The 15,770-nt window shown below is 72.5% G+C and carries 15 protein-coding genes; 12 read left to right on the top strand and 3 right to left on the bottom strand.

Translation table 11 applies throughout. The features are described 5' to 3' along the window. Both HF526_RS32335 and HF526_RS32340 read right to left on the bottom strand, forming a co-directional pair. Window positions 1-730, bottom strand: a 730-nt coding sequence (locus HF526_RS32335) for a GntR family transcriptional regulator (RefSeq protein WP_169385461.1), incomplete at its 3' end; no start/stop codon positions are given. A 157-nt stretch (window positions 731-887) separates the two neighbouring features. Next, on the bottom strand, window positions 888-2,315 hold the full coding sequence (locus tag HF526_RS32340; protein WP_169385462.1) for an ammonium transporter: 1,428 nt from the start codon (window positions 2,313-2,315) through the stop codon (window positions 888-890). Window positions 2,316-2,516: 201 nt separating this feature from the next. On the opposite strand from HF526_RS32340, the gene HF526_RS32345 reads away from it, so the two are divergent. The 12 genes from HF526_RS32345 (at window position 2,517) to HF526_RS32400 (ending at window position 15,321) form a co-directional block, all read left to right on the top strand. Then, on the top strand, window positions 2,517-3,191 hold the full coding sequence (locus HF526_RS32345) for an isochorismatase family protein (RefSeq protein WP_169385463.1): 675 nt from the start codon (window positions 2,517-2,519) through the stop codon (window positions 3,189-3,191). Continuing rightward, entirely contained in the window at window positions 3,188-5,053 is a 1,866-nt protein-coding gene (locus tag HF526_RS32350) for a PEP-utilizing enzyme (RefSeq protein WP_169385464.1), read from the top strand. The genes HF526_RS32345 and HF526_RS32350 overlap by 4 nt, the downstream gene beginning before the upstream one ends. Then, entirely contained in the window at window positions 5,050-6,126 is a 1,077-nt protein-coding gene (locus tag HF526_RS32355; RefSeq protein WP_169385465.1) for a PEP/pyruvate-binding domain-containing protein, read from the top strand. The genes HF526_RS32350 and HF526_RS32355 overlap by 4 nt, the downstream gene beginning before the upstream one ends. Then, window positions 6,123-7,007: an FAD binding domain-containing protein gene (locus HF526_RS37210; protein WP_169385466.1), complete on the top strand. Its 885-nt coding sequence runs from the start codon at window positions 6,123-6,125 to the stop codon at window positions 7,005-7,007. The genes HF526_RS32355 and HF526_RS37210 overlap by 4 nt, the downstream gene beginning before the upstream one ends. Further along, window positions 7,004-7,600 (top strand): SRPBCC family protein, encoded by a 597-nt coding sequence (locus tag HF526_RS32365; protein ID WP_169385467.1) that lies wholly within the window; start codon window positions 7,004-7,006, stop codon window positions 7,598-7,600. The genes HF526_RS37210 and HF526_RS32365 overlap by 4 nt, the downstream gene beginning before the upstream one ends. Next, the gene (locus HF526_RS32370; RefSeq protein ID WP_169385468.1) at window positions 7,597-8,205 is read left to right on the top strand and encodes a hypothetical protein; all 609 of its coding nucleotides are present in this window, start codon (window positions 7,597-7,599) and stop codon (window positions 8,203-8,205) included. The genes HF526_RS32365 and HF526_RS32370 overlap by 4 nt, the downstream gene beginning before the upstream one ends. Before the next feature lie 3 nt (window positions 8,206-8,208). Next, on the top strand, window positions 8,209-8,976 hold the full coding sequence (locus HF526_RS32375) for a maleate cis-trans isomerase family protein (protein WP_169385469.1): 768 nt from the start codon (window positions 8,209-8,211) through the stop codon (window positions 8,974-8,976). Then, window positions 8,976-9,788, top strand: a complete 813-nt coding sequence (locus HF526_RS32380) for an alpha/beta fold hydrolase (protein ID WP_169385470.1) — start codon at window positions 8,976-8,978, stop codon at window positions 9,786-9,788. The genes HF526_RS32375 and HF526_RS32380 overlap by 1 nt, the downstream gene beginning before the upstream one ends. Before the next feature lie 31 nt (window positions 9,789-9,819). Further along, window positions 9,820-10,869 (top strand): 2,5-dihydroxypyridine 5,6-dioxygenase NicX family protein, encoded by a 1,050-nt coding sequence (locus tag HF526_RS32385; protein ID WP_169385471.1) that lies wholly within the window; start codon window positions 9,820-9,822, stop codon window positions 10,867-10,869. Beyond that, on the top strand, window positions 10,866-11,357 hold the full coding sequence (locus HF526_RS32390) for a (2Fe-2S)-binding protein (protein ID WP_169385472.1): 492 nt from the start codon (window positions 10,866-10,868) through the stop codon (window positions 11,355-11,357). Before HF526_RS32385 ends, HF526_RS32390 begins: the two co-directional genes overlap by 4 nt. Further along, on the top strand, window positions 11,354-13,738 hold the full coding sequence (locus tag HF526_RS32395; RefSeq protein ID WP_169385473.1) for a xanthine dehydrogenase family protein molybdopterin-binding subunit: 2,385 nt from the start codon (window positions 11,354-11,356) through the stop codon (window positions 13,736-13,738). Before HF526_RS32390 ends, HF526_RS32395 begins: the two co-directional genes overlap by 4 nt. 353 nt (window positions 13,739-14,091) lie before the next feature. Beyond that, complete coding sequence (locus tag HF526_RS32400; protein ID WP_338051910.1) at window positions 14,092-15,321, top strand: FIST signal transduction protein; 1,230 nt, start codon at window positions 14,092-14,094, stop codon at window positions 15,319-15,321. Between the two features lie 100 nt (window positions 15,322-15,421). On the opposite strand, the gene HF526_RS32405 is transcribed toward HF526_RS32400, so the two are convergent. Further along, window positions 15,422-15,770 (bottom strand): hypothetical protein (locus tag HF526_RS32405; RefSeq protein ID WP_211178132.1); only part of this gene is annotated, 349 nt, incomplete at its 5' end.

Raw genomic sequence — 15,770 nt, forward strand, 5'->3', positions numbered from 1 at the left:
AGCCTGCGGGGAGTGGGCGGGCGGAGGGCCCTGCGGGGTCGCCCTCGCTGAAGTGCGCTAGCGCGAGCTCGCGCGACCACGACACGTGCTCGCGCATCAGCTCCTCGGCGCGTTTCGCGTCGTTGTCGCGCAGCGCGTCGATGATCGCCCGGTGCTGCACGTTGGCCCGGCGGACCTGCTCGGGGGAGTACGGGTACTGCGAGCGGTAGGTGACGGTGAACGCGTGCACCTGTCCGATCATGGTGCGGAGCAGCTGGTTGCCCGTGGCCTGCGCGATGGCCGCGTGCAGTTGCAGGTCGGCATCGGCCTGCTCGTGCGCGCTGCCGTGGTCACCGATCCGCTCCAGCCGGGCGTAGGCCTCTTCGAGCCGGGCCAGATCGGCGTCGGTGACGTGCTCGGCGGCGGTGGCGGCAGCGTGCGACTCCAGCACCGCGCGCAGCGCGTAGATCTCGGCGACGTCGGTGGCGGTGATCGTCCGGACGGTCGCACCCCGGTTCGGGATCAGGTCGATCAGGCCTTCACCGTGCAGGATGAAGAGGGCTTCCCGGATCGGCGTCCGGCTGATCCCGAGCTCCTCGGCGAGGGCGCGTTCCCGCAGCGGCTGGCCGGGCTGGAGTCGGCCGTCCAGGATCGCCTTGCGGATCAGCCGGGCCACGCCCTCGCTGCTGCGCTGCGCCATGGGTAGCCCGTCGTCCGCCAGTAGGTCCATTGCGTCCGGAGTCTCCAACATCGATCTGAGCCGGCCGGAGTGGGCGTCCAGCTGTGGGGTGTTCATCTTATGGGCGGGCGTTCGGTCCGGGGCGGACCGAACCCGGAGGGGCGCCGCGGTGGCCTCGCGGTGCCGGGCCGACGGCGGTGACCCCGCAGCCGGACCCGGCCGGAACCGGTCAGGACAGAACGCCCGCCTGCGGTTCGTCCGAGACCGGGCGGGTCACCTGCCCGCTGCCCGGTGCGACGGCGACCACCGGCGGTTCGAGGTCGTCGCCGAAGTTGCTGACCCCCCAGGTGGCGATGTCGAGGCCGACGATCTCGGTCTGCTCGCTCACCCGCAGCGTGCCGGTCTTCTCGAAGATCAGGCACAGCAGGAAGCAGGGGATCGCGGCGGTGGTCATCGTGGCCACCACCCCGACCAGCTGCCACCACGGGGTGATCGTGGCGTGCCCGAGGGCGTACGCGCCGTCCAGCCCGGGGTAGCCGCCGGTCCTGGTGCCCCACTCGATGAAGCCCGTGGCCAGCGCGCCGACGATACCCGGCCCGAGCGCGAGCGGGACGACCTTCGGCTCGTCGATCCTCAGACGGCGCAGCAGCATGCTGGTGCCGAGCCCGACCAGCGGCCCGGCCAGCCCGAGGAGCAGGCACTTCACCGGGTTGCCGATGTCGAACAGCGTCCCGCAGATGACGAGGCCGGTGAGCGGGCCGAGCAGCGCCATGCTCGGGTCCCGTCGGCGGTAGGCGATCAGTGCGCCCATCAGGCCCCCGCCGAACAGCGCCGCGAAGACGTTCTCGACCACGAGCCCGAGCCCGCTGTCGGTGAACGAGATGCCGAAGAAGCCCTGGCCGGGGATGAGGTTGCCGGAACCGATCGCGACGAACGGGATGGCGAAGGTGATCAGCAGGACGCCGGCACCGACGAAGCCGAGGTGGTGGGGCACCGGTCGCGCGCCGCTGGAGTGCGAACTGAAGGCGCCGAGGCGCGGTCCGATCCGACAGGCCAGGACGAGCACCCAGGTGCCGGCGAAGATGTAGAGCGGGAAGATGCCGTCGAAGTCGTGCACGCCGCGGTTCGTCAGCGGGGACACCGATCCCCAGCACAGGTACCCGGTCAGCGGGGACAGCACGGCGCCGATGACGAAGGACATGACGTAGAGCGGCAACGGCCGGATCCGTTCCACCACGCCGGTGTGGATCAACGCCATCGTCGCCATGGCGAAGGTGACGAAGAAGATCAGGAAGATCTGCAGGACGTCGGCCTCGGGGACGGCCTTCGGGTCGAGGAGTCCGGCCGCGGTGTCGGTGACGTGCCCGCCGATCCACCAGTCCTGCAACGCCTGGAGCAGCGGGTGCGGCACTCCGAGGGCCTGGTTGAACTGCCACTGCCACAGGGCGTAGCCGCCCAGCATCAGGCTGGCGCCGCCCACCATCGCGGCGGTGATCTTCTGGATCCAGGTGTCCAGCACGTTACGGCGGCGGACCAACCCCATGTCGATGAGGCCGAGCCCGAGCACGACGAGGATGACGGCCGCCGCCGCCACCAGGTAGATGAACGTGGTCAGTACCGCATCGCTCGAGACTTGGTCCGGGAACGTCGTCAACATCCGTGTCCTCCTGAAGGAGCGCCCCCGACGTGTGGGTGTGAGCTGCGCGCTGTGGGCCGACCCGGGAGGGTGTCCTGCTACGCGGCCCTGTTTCGATCTCGTGAAGCTGTAGACAGCGCGCGGTCGGACGGTATACATGTATGCCATCACTCACAAGACTTCCGTGAGACCACTCCGCTCTCGCCGCAGAGGAGCTGCCAGGTGGATGCCGCGACCGACGAGATCTACGACCGCGCCGGCTTCGGCCGGCCGGTGCGCCGGGGGGTTCGGCCCGCGGTGCTGGTGGTCGACTTCAGCTACGGCTTCACCGACCCGCAGTACCCGACCGGGTCCGACATGACCGACCAGGTGCTCGCGACCCAGCGGCTGCTGGGCGCGGCACGGTCGGCGGGGGCCCCGGTGCTCTACACGACCATTGCCTACGACGGCGGCCAGCGGGCCGCTCTGCCGTGGCTGCACAAGGCCCCCGGCCTGGCGGCGCTGCGGCCGGGCACCCGGCTCGCCGAGATCGACGATCGGGTCCGCCCGGCCGAAGCGGACACCGTGCTGGTCAAGACCGGCGCCTCGGCGTTCTTCGGTACGCCGCTCGCCGGGATCCTCGCGGGCCTGCGCGTGGACACGCTGATCGTCACCGGCGCCACCACCAGCGGCTGCGTGCGGGCCAGCGTCGTCGACGCGGTGCAGTACGGCTACCCGGTGCTCGTCCCCCGCGAGTGCGTCGCCGACCGGGCGCAGGGCCCGCACGAAGCCAACCTGTTCGACATGCACGAGAAGTACGCCGACGTCGTCGGGCTCGACGGCGTCGTCGACTACCTCGGGTCGTTCCCGAACGCGACCGCCCACCCGACCACTGACCCCGCAGAGGTGCCGGCATGACCGCAACCGACCCCGACGTTCCGGCCCCGGCCGGCTTCGCCAGCCCCTTCGAGATCTCCACGCCGGCCGGCGCCGACGGATGGGAGAGCCTCTACCCCTACTACGCGTTGCTCAGCGAGGAGCGCCGCGGCCAGGACGAGGGCAAGTTCTGGTTCTTCGACGGGATGCACAACCCCGAGCCGCTGTTCCCGTTCGACACGATCATGACCGAGAACTGGTGGGTCGCGGTCAGCCAGATGTCCACCCGGGTCTGGCCGATCCCCACCGCGCTCGGCATCGACCACCGCATCATCAACGGTTACCTCTACATCAGCCCGAACGCGGTGACCGACCCCGAGGAGATCGCGCGGCGCGCCGTGGAGTTCGGCGAGCGCGCCGGGCACTACTACGAGAACTGGGACGAGATCTACGACCAGTGGGTCGCCAAGGCGACCGACTGCATCGAGCGGCTGAAGGCGATCCGGTTCACCCCGCTGCCGGAGATCGAGCCGGAGAGCAGCGTCTACTCCCACCGCGGCGTCTACTCCTCCTACGACCTGCTCACGACGTACGGCGAGCTGATCCACAACCTGTTCGAGATGGGCTCGTACCACTTCGAGATGCTCAACCTCGGGTACGGCGCCTACCTGACGTTCCGCGAGTTCTGCCAGCAGGTGTTCCCCGGGATCACCGACCAGACCGTCGCGAGCATGGTCTCCGGCATCGACATCCTGCTGTTCCGCCCCGACGACGAGGTGCGCAAGCTCGCGCAGCTGGCCGTCGACCTCGGGCTCACCGATGTCGTGCTGGGCTCCGACGACCCGGACGCGGTGCTGGCCGCGCTGGGCGAGCACGAGCGCGGCGGGCAGTGGCTGGAGGCGTTCGAGGCGGCCAAGGACCCGTGGTTCTGGTTCTCCACCGGCGCCGGCTACACCCACACCGACCGCGCGTGGATCGACGACCTGCGGCTGCCGTTCACCGCGCTGCGCGGGTACGTCGAGGCGCTGCAGCGCGGCGAGGACATCCGCCGCCCGCTCGAGGCCATCCTCGCCGAGCGCGTCCGGGTGACCGACGAGTACCGGGCGCTGCTGCCGACCGACGACGACCGCGCCGCGTTCGACGGCCTCGTCGAGCTGGCCCGCAAGGTCTTCCCGTTCGTCGAGAACCACAACTTCTTCGTCGAGCACCACCACCACTCGCTGTTCTGGTCGAAGGTGCGCGAGCTCGGTGACGTCTTCGTCGCGGCGGGCTTCCTGGCCGACCGGGAGGACATCTTCTACCTGCACCGCAACGAGATCTACAGCGCGCTCTACGACCTCAACATCGGCTGGGCGACCGGCACCGAGGCCCGCGGCGTGACCTACTGGCCGCCGGAGGTCGAGCGCCGCCGCCGGGTCCGCGACGCGCTCAAGCAGTGGTCGCCGCCGCCCGCGCTGGGCGTGCCGCCGGAGGTCATCACCGAGCCGCTGACGGTGATGCTCTGGGGCATCACGCAGGAGACCGTGCAGGAGTGGCTCGGCGCCGGCGACGCCGCGGCGAACGAGCTGCGCGGCGTGGCCGCCTCGCCCGGCACGGTGACCGGCCGGGCCCGGGTGATCACCGACCCGGAGCAGCTGCACGAGATCTCCCAGGGCGACATCCTGGTCTGCCGGATCACCGCGCCGAGCTGGGCGCCGGTGTTCTCCCGGATCGGGGCCGCGGTCTCCGACGTCGGCGGGATCATGGCGCACACCGCGATCGTGTCCCGCGAGTACGGGCTGCCGGCCGTCGTCGGCACCGGCTTCGCGACGGTGACGATCAAGACGGGCCAGCTCATCGAGGTCGACGGCAACTCCGGCGTCGTCCGCATCCTGTCCGAGGAGTCCGAGGAGATCACCGCATGACCGCCCCGCACGTGCTCTGGCTCGACGACGACGCGGCCCCCGGCAACCGGGTGCTCGGCGGCAAGTTCGGCAGCCTGGCCGAGATGACCGCCGCCGGGTTCGCGGTGCCGCCCGGCTTCGGCATCACCACCGACGCCTACCGCGCTTTCCTCGACGGCGCCGGGATGGCCGAGGAGGCCCGCGCACTGCAGGCCCGCGCGGCGCAGGCCGAGCTGGAGGAGGTGTCCGCGCTGAGCGCGGCGTTCACCGCGAAGCTGCAGGCCGCGCCGCTGCCGGCCGAGCTCGAGGCGACGATCCGGGAGTCCTACGCGGAGCTCGAGCGCCGCTCCGGCGTCCCCGGGCTGCCGGTCGCGGTCCGCTCCAGCGGTGAGGCCGAGGACCTGGCGGGTGCGAGCTTCGCCGGGCAGTACGACACGTTCCTGTGGATCAGCGGCGCCGACGACGTGCTGCACCACGTGCGCCGCTGCTGGGCCGGCATGTTCGGCACCGCGGTGCTGACCTACCGCCCGGACCCGGGCTCGCCGCCGCCGTCGGACCTGGGGATCTGCGTCGGCGTGCAGCAGATGGTCGACGCCCGCACCGCCGGGGTCATGTTCACCCTGGACCCGGTGACGGGCGACCGCTCCAAGATCGTGCTCGAGGGGGTCTGGGGCCTGGGTGAGGGCGTGGTCTCCGGTGACCTCACGCCCAGCCGCTACGTCGTGGACAAGGTGACCTTCGAGATCCTCAAGCGGGAGATCACCCCGCAGGACCGCCAGCACCGTTTCGACGAGGCCACCGGGCAGGTCGGGCTCGTCCCGGTGCCGGCGGAGCGGCGGGAGCTGTCCCCGCTGGAGGACGCCCACCTCACCCGGCTCGCGGGGTTGGCCAAGAAGATCGAGCGGCACCGCGGCGCCCCCCAGGACATCGAGTGGGCGGTGGCCGAGAACGGTGAGGTCCACGTGCTGCAGGTCCGGCCGGAGACGGTGTGGAGCCGGCGGGCGCCCGCGGCGCCGATCGCGGCGCGCAAGTCGGCGCTGGACCACGTGCTCGCGCGGTTCGCCGGTACCACCGTCGGCTCTCCCACGTCGTGAAAGCGGCGAGCTTCGTCTACCACCGCGCCGGCAGCGTCGCCGAGGCCGTGACCCTGCTCGACGACTACCAGGGCAGCGCGCGGATCCTCGCCGGCGGGCAGAGCCTGCTGCCGATGCTGAACATGCGGCTGTGGCGGCCCGGCGCGTTGATCGACATCAACGGCATCGACGACCTCGCAGGGGTCCGGGTCGAGGGTGGGACGACGGTCCTCGGCGCGCTGGTCCGGTACTCGACGATCGAGCGCGACCCGCTCATCGCCGACCGGCTTCCGCTGCTGGCCCGGGTGGTCCGGCACATCGGTGACCGGCAGGTCCGCAACCGCGGCACCCTCGGCGGCAGCCTGGTGCAGGGCGATCCGACCGGCGAGATGCCGCTGGCGTGCCTGGTCCTGGGTGCCGTCGTGCGGGCCGTCGGGCCGCGCGGCACCCGGGAGATCCCGGTCGCCGAGCTGTACGAGGGGTCCTACGCGACTGCTCTCGACCCGGACGAGATGGTCACCGAGATCGCGTTCCCGGCCTCCGTGGGGCACATCGCGTTCGCGGAGCGCTGCCGCCGGCACAACGACTTCGCGGTGATCAGCGTGGCCGCCACCGGGAACCGGGGCCCGGACGGGAGGTGGTCCGGTGTCCGGATCGGGCTGGGCGGGGTGGCCGACACCCCGGTGCTGGCCACCGCCGCCGCCGCGGCGCTGGACGGCACCGACCTGTCCGACGCCGCGATCGCGGAGGCGGGCCGGTCGGCGCTGGAGGTGATCGACCCGCCGACGGACGTGCGCGCCTCTGCGGAGTACCGCCGGCACCTGGTCCCGATCGACGTGGCGCGGGTGCTGGCCGAGCTGCGCACGGCGGGCGCATCCACGAGCAAGGAGAAGACGGCATGAAGCTGCGCGAGGAGTTCGAGGTCCCGGAGTCGGTCGGCGCCGTCTGGGACTTCTTCGAACGGCACGACCGGGTTGCGCAGTGCCTGCCCGGCGTCGAGGACGTGACCGTCGTCGACGCCGACAACGTGACCGTGCGGGCCACCCAGAGCCTCGGCCCGATGACGGCGACCTTCGAGGCGAGGGTGCGCATCACCGATCGGGTTCCGAAGCAGGTCATCCGGTTCACCACCACCGGCAGGAGCGTCCGCGGCGCGGTCGGCAACGTCCGCGCGGACATCGAGGCCCGGTTGCACGAGGGGGCCGGCGGCACCCGCATCGTCGTCGACGCCGACATCGCGCTGGCCGGTGCGCTGGGCAGCGTCGGGCAGAAGGTCGTGGCCAAACAGGCCGGCAAGGTGACCGCCGCGTTCGCGCAGAACCTCCAGCAGGCGCTGCAGGGCGGCGGGCGACCCGCTCTGACGGCGGCGCCGGCGGCGGCCCGCGCCGAGCTCGCCGAGATGCGGCCCGACCCGTGGTCGCGGATCGCCGCCGTACTCGGTGCGGTGTCGGTGCTGCTCAGTGCCGCCGCGCTGATCCGGAGCCGGCGCCGATGACGGTCCCGCGAACCGCGGTGGCCCCGTGGGCGGCGCCGGAGATCGCTCCGGCCACCGATGTGGAGCGGGCCGCGCAGGAGTGGATCGCGCCCTACGACCAGGCGTGGCACCTGCTGCGCACCCGGGACTGGGTGGTGTACCTGCGTCCCGACGCGCCGATGGAGCTGCGCCTCGCCGCGCTGGTGCACGACATCGAGCGGATGTTCCCCGGCGGTCCGCGCCTGGATCTGGACACCCAGGCCTGGGACGACCCCTGGTACCTGTTCGCCCACAGCACCCGCTCGGCGGAGTTCGTCGACGGCTGGCTGCGCGAGCGGTCCGACGTCACGCCCGAGCAGCGCCACGAGGTCTGCCGGCTGGTTGCGCTGCACGAGGTCGGCGGCCTGCGCGGAGGAGACGACCTGCAGGCCGCCGACTCGCTGTCGTTCCTGGAGACACTGGCCGACCCGAGCGTGTGGATCGTCTCCGGTGCCGCCTCGGCCGACCGGGCCGAGTCCAAGTTCCGCTACTCCGCCGACCGGATCCGGGTGCCCGCGGCCCACGAGCCCGCGGCCCGGCTGCTCGCGGCGGCCCTGAACGGGCTGCCGAAGAAGGAAAGGACTTGAGCCATGCGCCGACGTGTCGGCCTGATCGTCCCGAGCTCCAACACCACGATGGAGACCGAGATCCCGGACCTGCTGCGCCGCCACGAGGCTGAGCACGGCACCGGATTCACGTTCCACTCCAGCCGTGCGCGGCTGCACAACGTCGACGCCGAGTCGCTGGCGAGGATGGTCGACGACAGCGCGCGGTGCGCCGCCGAGGTCGGCGACGCCGAGGTCGACGTGCTGGCCTACGCATGCCTGGTGGCCGTGATGGCCCAGGGCGTGGGCGCGCACGTCGAGATCGAGGACCGGCTGCGCGGCGCGCTGGCCGATGGGGCGTCGGCGAGGGCCCCGATGGTCAGTAGCGCCGGCGCCCTGGTGCGCACCCTCGATGCGCTCGGCCTGCGCAAGGTCGCGGTCGTGGCGCCGTACCTGCCCGACCTGACGAAGCTGGTCGTCGGCTACATCGAGCACGCCGGTGTCACCGTCGTCGACAGCGTCAGCCTGTCCGTGTCGGACAACTGTGCGGTCGGCCGGCTCGACCCGGCCGACCTGCCGGGCCATGTGAGCCGGCTCGACCTCGGCGACGGCGTCGACGGCATCGTGCTGTCGGCGTGTGTGCAGATGCCCTCGCTCCCGGCGGTGCAGCAGGTGCAGGACGGCACGGGCCTGCCGGTGATCACCGCCGCGACGGCCACGACCCGGGAGATCCTGCTCGCCCTCGGGCTGCCGGCCGAGATCCCCGGCGCCGGTGCGGCCCTCGGGACCCCCGTCGGGGCGGGGGCGCGCTGATGGCCGTCGAGATCTCCGGGCAGGGCGTCACCGTGGAGGGCAACGGGCTGCGCCATCACGTGCTGCAGTACGGCGAGCCCGGCGCGCCGGACCTGCTGGTGATTCCCGGCATCACCAGCCCTGCCGCCACGGCCGACTTCCTCGCGGTGCTGTTCGCCGACTGGGGTTACCGGGTGCACGTCCCGGACGTACGCGGCCGCGGCCACAGCGACCGCGCCCCGGCCGGTCACTACCGGCTCACCGACTACGCCGGCGACGTCGCCGCGCTCGTCGACGCCCTCGGGCTGCGCCGCCCGGCGATCCTCGGGCACTCGATGGGCGCCCGGATCGCGGCGGCCTACGCCGTGACCCACGGGCCGGCCGACCACGCCCCGCTGCTGCTGGTCGACCCGCCGACCTCGGGGCCGGACCGCGGCCCGTACCCGACCACGCGCGAGCAGTTCCTCATCCAGCTGCACGAGGCGCAGCGCGGCACCACGGCCGACGAGGTCCGGCGGTTCTACCCGCACTGGCCCGAGCGCGAGCTGGCGCTGCGCGCCGAGGTCCTCGCGACGTGCGACGAGACCGCCGTCGTCGAGACCCACACCGGGTTCGAGGCCGAGGACTTCTTCCCGCTGTGGCGCAAGGTGACCGCACCCGCCGTGCTCATCCGCGGCGGCGTCAGCCCGGTCGTGCCCGAGGCCGCGGCCGAGGACCTGCGCCGGGCCAACCCCGGCATCGACATCGTGACCGTTCCGGACGCCGGCCACATGATCCCGTGGGACAACCTCCCCGGGTTCCTCGACGCCGTCCGGCCCTACCTGCACCGCTGAGACAGCTGAGACAAGTCGGAGAGGAGCCACCATGGACCAGAGCGTGCTCAACGAGTTGTGCCGCCGGCAGCTGGAACTCAGCGCGGTGCACGAGGGGGAGAGCGTCGTCGTCCTGTCCCAGGGTGCCGAGCGGATGGACTACGCCGACGCCTTCCTGCACGCCGCCCGCAGTCTCGGCGCCGAGACCTACCACATGCGACTGCCGGCGCCGGCACCTTCGTCGGGGGCCTGGGCCGTGGGCCAGAGCGGACTCGCCGCCAACCCGGAGGCCGTCGAGGCGCTCAAGCGGGCCGACATGCTGGTCGACCTGGTGTTCCTGCTGTTCAGCGAGGAGCAGTTCGCGGTGCAGCGGGCCGGCACCCGGGTGCTCACCGCCGTCGAGCCCGCGCCGCTGCTGGCCCGGCTGTTCCCGACCAAGGAGCTGCGCGAGCGGGTCGAGGTCGGCGCCGAGCTGCTGGCCAAGGCGCAGACGATGCGCATCACCAGCCCGCACGGGACCGACGTCACCTACCGGCTGGGCAAGTACCCGACGATGACCGAGTACGGCTACACCGACGAGCCGGGCCGCTGGGACCACTGGCCGGCGGCGTTCGTGTTCACCGGCGGGCACGACGACGGCGTCGACGGCCGGATCGTCATCGCGCCCGGCGACGTGCTGCTGCCGTTCAACACCTACGCCCGGACGCCGATCACGCTGACGATCGAGAAGGGCTTCATCACCGACATCCGCGGCGGGCTGGACGCCGAGCTGGTGAAGTCCTACATCGAGAGCTTCGACGACCCGCGCGGCTACGGCATGAGCCACGTGGGCTGGGGCCTCGACGAGCGCGCGCACTGGCACGGGCTCACCCAGTTCCCCGGCGGCATGGGCATGGAGCTGCGCTCGTTCTACGGCAACGTCATGTTCTCGATCGGGCCGAACAACGAGCTCGGCGGCCCGAACGACACGCCCTGCCACTTCGACATCCCGATGCGGAACAACAGCCTGTTCCTCGACGACGAGCCGATCGTCCTCGACGGCGACGTCGTGGTCGACGAGATGCGCCCGGCCACCGGCCGGTTCGCGAAAGGACAGCGATGAGTGAGCCCGAGGTCGAGCTCACGACCACCGTCAACGGCGAGGAGATCGACGCGGTCGTGCCGGCCCGGCTGCACGCCGCGGACTTCCTGCGCCACCGGCTCGGCCTGACCGGCACTCACGTCGGGTGCGAGCAGGGCGTCTGCGGGATGTGCACGGTGATCGTCGACGGCGCGGCGGTGAAGTCGTGCCTGATGCTCGCCGCGCAGCTGCACGGCCGCGAGGTGCGCACCGTCGAGTCGCTGGCCACCGGCGACGAGCTGAACCCGCTGCAGCGCGCGTTCACCGCCGAGCACGGTTTGCAGTGCGGATTCTGCACGCCCGGGATGCTGATGACCGCGACCGCGCTCGCCGAGCGCGGTGAGCCGCTCGAGCGCGCGGAGATCCGCGAGGAGATCGCCGGGGTGCTGTGCCGGTGCACCGGCTACGAGGGCATCGTGCGCGCGATCGAGGGCCACCTCGACGGCGCGGTGACGGGCGGGACGGCATGACCGCACTGGAACCGGCCCCGGCGCGGACCGAGACGGCTGCGCTCCCGATCGGGGTCAGCGTGCCCCGCAAGGAGGACGAGCGGCTGCTGCGCGGGGACGGTCGGTTCACCGACGACGTGCAGCCCGCGCACCTGCTGGAGATGGCTGTCGCGCGCTGCCCGTACCCGCGGGCGCGGATCGTCTCGATCGACATCTCGGCGGCCGAGCAGGTCGACGGGGTGCGTCAGATCCTGGTCGGCGCCGACGTGCGGGCCCGCAGCGAACCGCTGACCGTGCTCCGCCCGGTGCCCGGCGCGCCGAAGCTGCCCTACTACGCGCTCGCCCAGGACATCGCGGCGCACGAGGGGCAGCCCGTGGTCAGCGTCGTCGCGACCAGCCGGCACATCGCCGAGGACGCGATCGATCTGATCGAGATCGCCTATGAGCCGCTGCCGCACGTCACGGACACCACCGAGGCGCTCGGGCCGGACGCACCGGTGATCCACGAGGGCCTGCTGGAGTCGAACCTGCTGGTGGCCAACCCGGAGGGGTCGGGCGATCCGGACGCCCGGCTGGCCGAGGCCGACGTCGTGGTGTCGGACCGGTTCCACATCAACCGGGTCACCGGGCTGCCCATGGAACCGCGCGCCGTGGTGGCGCAGTGGCGTCCGGGTGCCCGTGAGCTCACCGTGCACTCCTCGACCCAGGTTCCGCACCTGGTGCGCAAGCAGCTCGCCGAGGTGCTGCGCATCGACGAGTCGTCGATCCGGGTCAGCGCGTCCGACGTCGGCGGTGGGTTCGGGCTCAAGCTCGGGATCTACCCCGAGGACGTGCTCGCCACGCTGCACGCGATGGCGCTGCGCAAGCCGGTGAAGTGGGTCGAGGACCGGATGGAGCACTTCCGGGCCACCACGCACGCCCGGGAGGCGGTGCACGATTTCACGATCGGCGCGACGTCCGACGGTCGCATCACGGTGATGACCGACACCTACGCCACCGACCTGGGTGCGTGGAACTCCGGGTTCGGCTCCGCGCAGCTGTCCAGTGTGGTGTTCACCGGTCCGTACCGGGTCACCGACGGCCGTGTCGAGCGCCGGGTCACGGTCACCAACAAGACACCGATCGGGGCCTACCGCGGCTACGGCCAGCCGGAGGTCAACTTCCCGATCGAGCGGCTGGTCGACCGGCTGGCCCGCAAGCTGGGCATGGACCCGCTGGAGTTGCGCGAGCGCAACATGATCCGGCCCGAGGAGCTGCCCTGGAAGGCGGTCAGCGGTGCGGTCTACGACAGCGGGGACTACGCACGCTGCCTGCACATGGCCGCCGAGGCCGTCGATTATGCGGGCCTGCGCCGGGCCGGCCGCGGGCCGCGCCCGGACGGCCGGCTGGTCGGGGTCGGGCTGTCGTCGTTCGTCGAGCGGACCGGGTACGCCAGTGCGCGGTTCCTCGCCCGTCGTGGGTCGCAGTTCGGGGCACACGAGTCGGTCACGCTGCGGGCCAACCGGTCCGGCGGCGTCGACATGTACACCGGGGTGTCCTCGATCGGGCAGAGCAGCGAGACGGCGTTCGCGCAGGTGGTCGCGGCGATGCTCGGCGTCGGCTACGGCGCGGTCCGGGTGCACGCCGGCGACACCAGCGACTCGCCGCTCAACACCGGCGCGTTCGCGTCCCGCACGATGATCGCCGCGGCGGGGGCGCTCAAGGAGGCGAGCGAGCGCTTCCGGGAGAAGACGCTGCGCATCGCGGCGTTCCGGTTGGAGACCGATCCGGCCGAACTCGACGTCGTCGACGACGCGGTGGTGCACCGCGGCGACCCGCAGCTGCGGCTCGCGTTGTCCGAGGTCTTCGCGATCGCGATCACGGGCCAGGGCCTGCCACCGGGCGAGGAGCCCGGTCTGGAGACGACGGCGCACTTCGAGCCGCCGGACGCCGCGTACTCCTTCGGGACCGCCGCGGCCGTCGTCGCCGTGGACCCGCAGACCGGGGACTTCGACATCGAGCGGTTCGTGCTGGTGCACGACGCCGGCACGCCGGTGAACCCGAAGGTCGTCGAAGGGCAGGTCCGCGGTGGGCTGGTGCAGGGCTTCGGGGCGGCGCTCAGCGAGGACCTGCGCTACGACCCCGACACCGGGCAACTGGTCAGCGGGTCGATGCTCGACTACTTCGCCCCGACCGCCGCTGACGTGCCGCCGATCGAGCTCCTGCACACCGAGGTGCCCTCGCCGGTCACCACGTTCGGCGTGCGCGGGGTGGGGGAGGTCGGAACGATCCCGCCCGGGGCCGCGGTCGCGAACGCGATCTGCGATGCGCTCGCCGACTTCGGCGTCGAGCTGACCAGCCTGCCGCTCACCCCCGAGTCGGTCTGGCGGGCCATCCGCGACGCCCGGGAGGCGCGCGGCTGACCCGGATCGCCCCGCTCGCCGGACACCGACGCCCACGACCGATCCCTTCCGGTCGTGGGCGTCGGCGTTCGTGGGCTGGCGCCGGGCGCCGCGATGCCGTAGCTTTCTGCCAGTAGGTTGCAAGAAGATGTCCCGGGAAGTCCGGGATCTGTGTCGGTGATCGTTCTGGCAGCTCGGCTCCGACGCGACGTGGGGACCCGCACCGGCACCGGCGGCGCGGGTCCCGACGTGTCCGGGGAGGGCCGGGCGGCCGAACGGTGGCCTCGCTCGCAGCGGGCTGGGAGGATGGGCCGGCGGTGCGGTGGTCCGGCCGCTGCGGGCGGTCCACCGGTGCCGCGTCGGAGGTGATCGACGTGTCTGGTGAGCGCGGGCCCGAGGCCGGGTCCGGAATCGGCGAGTCCCTGCCGCCGTCCCCCGGCCGACGCTTCGGCGACGGCCTCGCCGTCGGCCCGGACCTGCGCGGTGCCGCCGAGGTGGCCGTCGCGCAGGCGCTGGCGCCGCTGGGCGGTGCCACCCCGGATCTCCTGTGCGTGTTCGTCGCCGGTGGCGGCCGGGGTGCCGACGGGGACGCCGCCGCGCAAGCCGGGCTGCGCGCGATGGAACTCGGCGGCGCGCGCACCACGATCGGCGCCACCGCCGGTGGTGTCATCGGTGACGGGCGCGGCGTCGAGGACGTGCCCGCGGTGGCCGCCTGGGCCGCGATACTGCCGGGCGTCGAGATCCGGCCGTTCCGGCTCACGGTCGAACGCAGCGAGACCGGTGCGGACGTCACGGGTCTGCCGCAGCTACGCGCCGACGACCGGCTCGCGGTGCTGCTGGTCGACCCCTACTCCTTCCCGACCGGCGGCTTCCTGCAGCGGTGCAACGCGGTGCTTCCCGGATTCCCGCTCGTCGGCGGCCTGGCGAGTGTGGCGTCCGGACCGGGCGGCAACCGGCTGTTCCTCGACGGTGAGGTGCTGCTCGGCGGCGCTGTCGGAGCGCTGCTCGGCGGCGACGTCGCGGCCCGCGCGATCGTCAGCCAGGGCTGCCGCCCGATCGGGCCGACGATGGTGGTCACCAGAGCCGAGCGCAACCTGCTCGTCGAACTCGCCGGTGCCCCGGCCTACACCCGGCTCGGCGAGATCGTCACCGCGCTGCCGCCCGCCGAGCAGGAGTTGGTCGGACGCGGTCTGCAACTCGGCGTCGCGATGAACGAGTACGCCGAGGAGCACGGCCGCGGTGACTTCCTCATCCGCGGGGTGCTCGGTATCGACGTCGAGAGCGGCGCGGTCGCGGTGGGCGACGTCGTGGGGGTCGGGCAGAGCGTCCGGTTCCAGGTGCGCGACGCGGCCGCGGCGGACGAGGACCTGACCGAGCTGCTGGCCGGCGCGGTGGCCGACGGACCGGCGCGCGGTGCGCTGTTGTTCTCCTGCAACGGCCGCGGCCGCGCCATGTTCCCCAGCGCCGACCACGACGTGGGCGCCGTGCGCGCCGGGCTGGGCACCGACGGCGTGGCCGGTTTCTTCGCCGCGGGCGAGATCGGGCCGGTGGGCGGGCGTAACCACCTGCACGGGTTCACCGCGTCCGTGCTCGCGTTCCAGTGATCCGCCATCGACCGCGGGAGACGGAACAGGCCCGGCCCGCCGGAGAGGCGGACCGGGCCTGCGGTCGCTGCAGTGGTGGCCGGCCCCCGCCGGCAGGGTGTCAGATGAACTGCTGAACACCCGAGTTCTGCGAGCCGCCCGCGTCGGCGTTCTGGTGGACCGGGGCGAAGTTGGCGATGCCGCCGACGTTGGTGGCCGGGTTGACCTGGGCGTTGACGCCGATGAGGCTGCCGCCCTGGAAGGCGTGCTGGTCGCCGCCGCGGTGGTGGCCGCCGTTGCCGCCGAACTGCTGGATGCCGGTGTTCTGCGAGCTGTCGGCGTTGGCGTTCTGGTGGACCGGGGCGAAGTTGGCGATGCCGCCGACGTTGGTGGCCGGGTTGACCTGGGCGTTGACGCCGATGAGGCTGCCGCCCTGGAAGGCGTGCTGGTCGCCGCCGCGGTGGTGGCCG

The sequence above is a fragment of the Pseudonocardia acidicola genome (assembly GCF_012911935.1).
Classification (GTDB): domain Bacteria; phylum Actinomycetota; class Actinomycetes; order Mycobacteriales; family Pseudonocardiaceae; genus Pseudonocardia; species Pseudonocardia acidicola.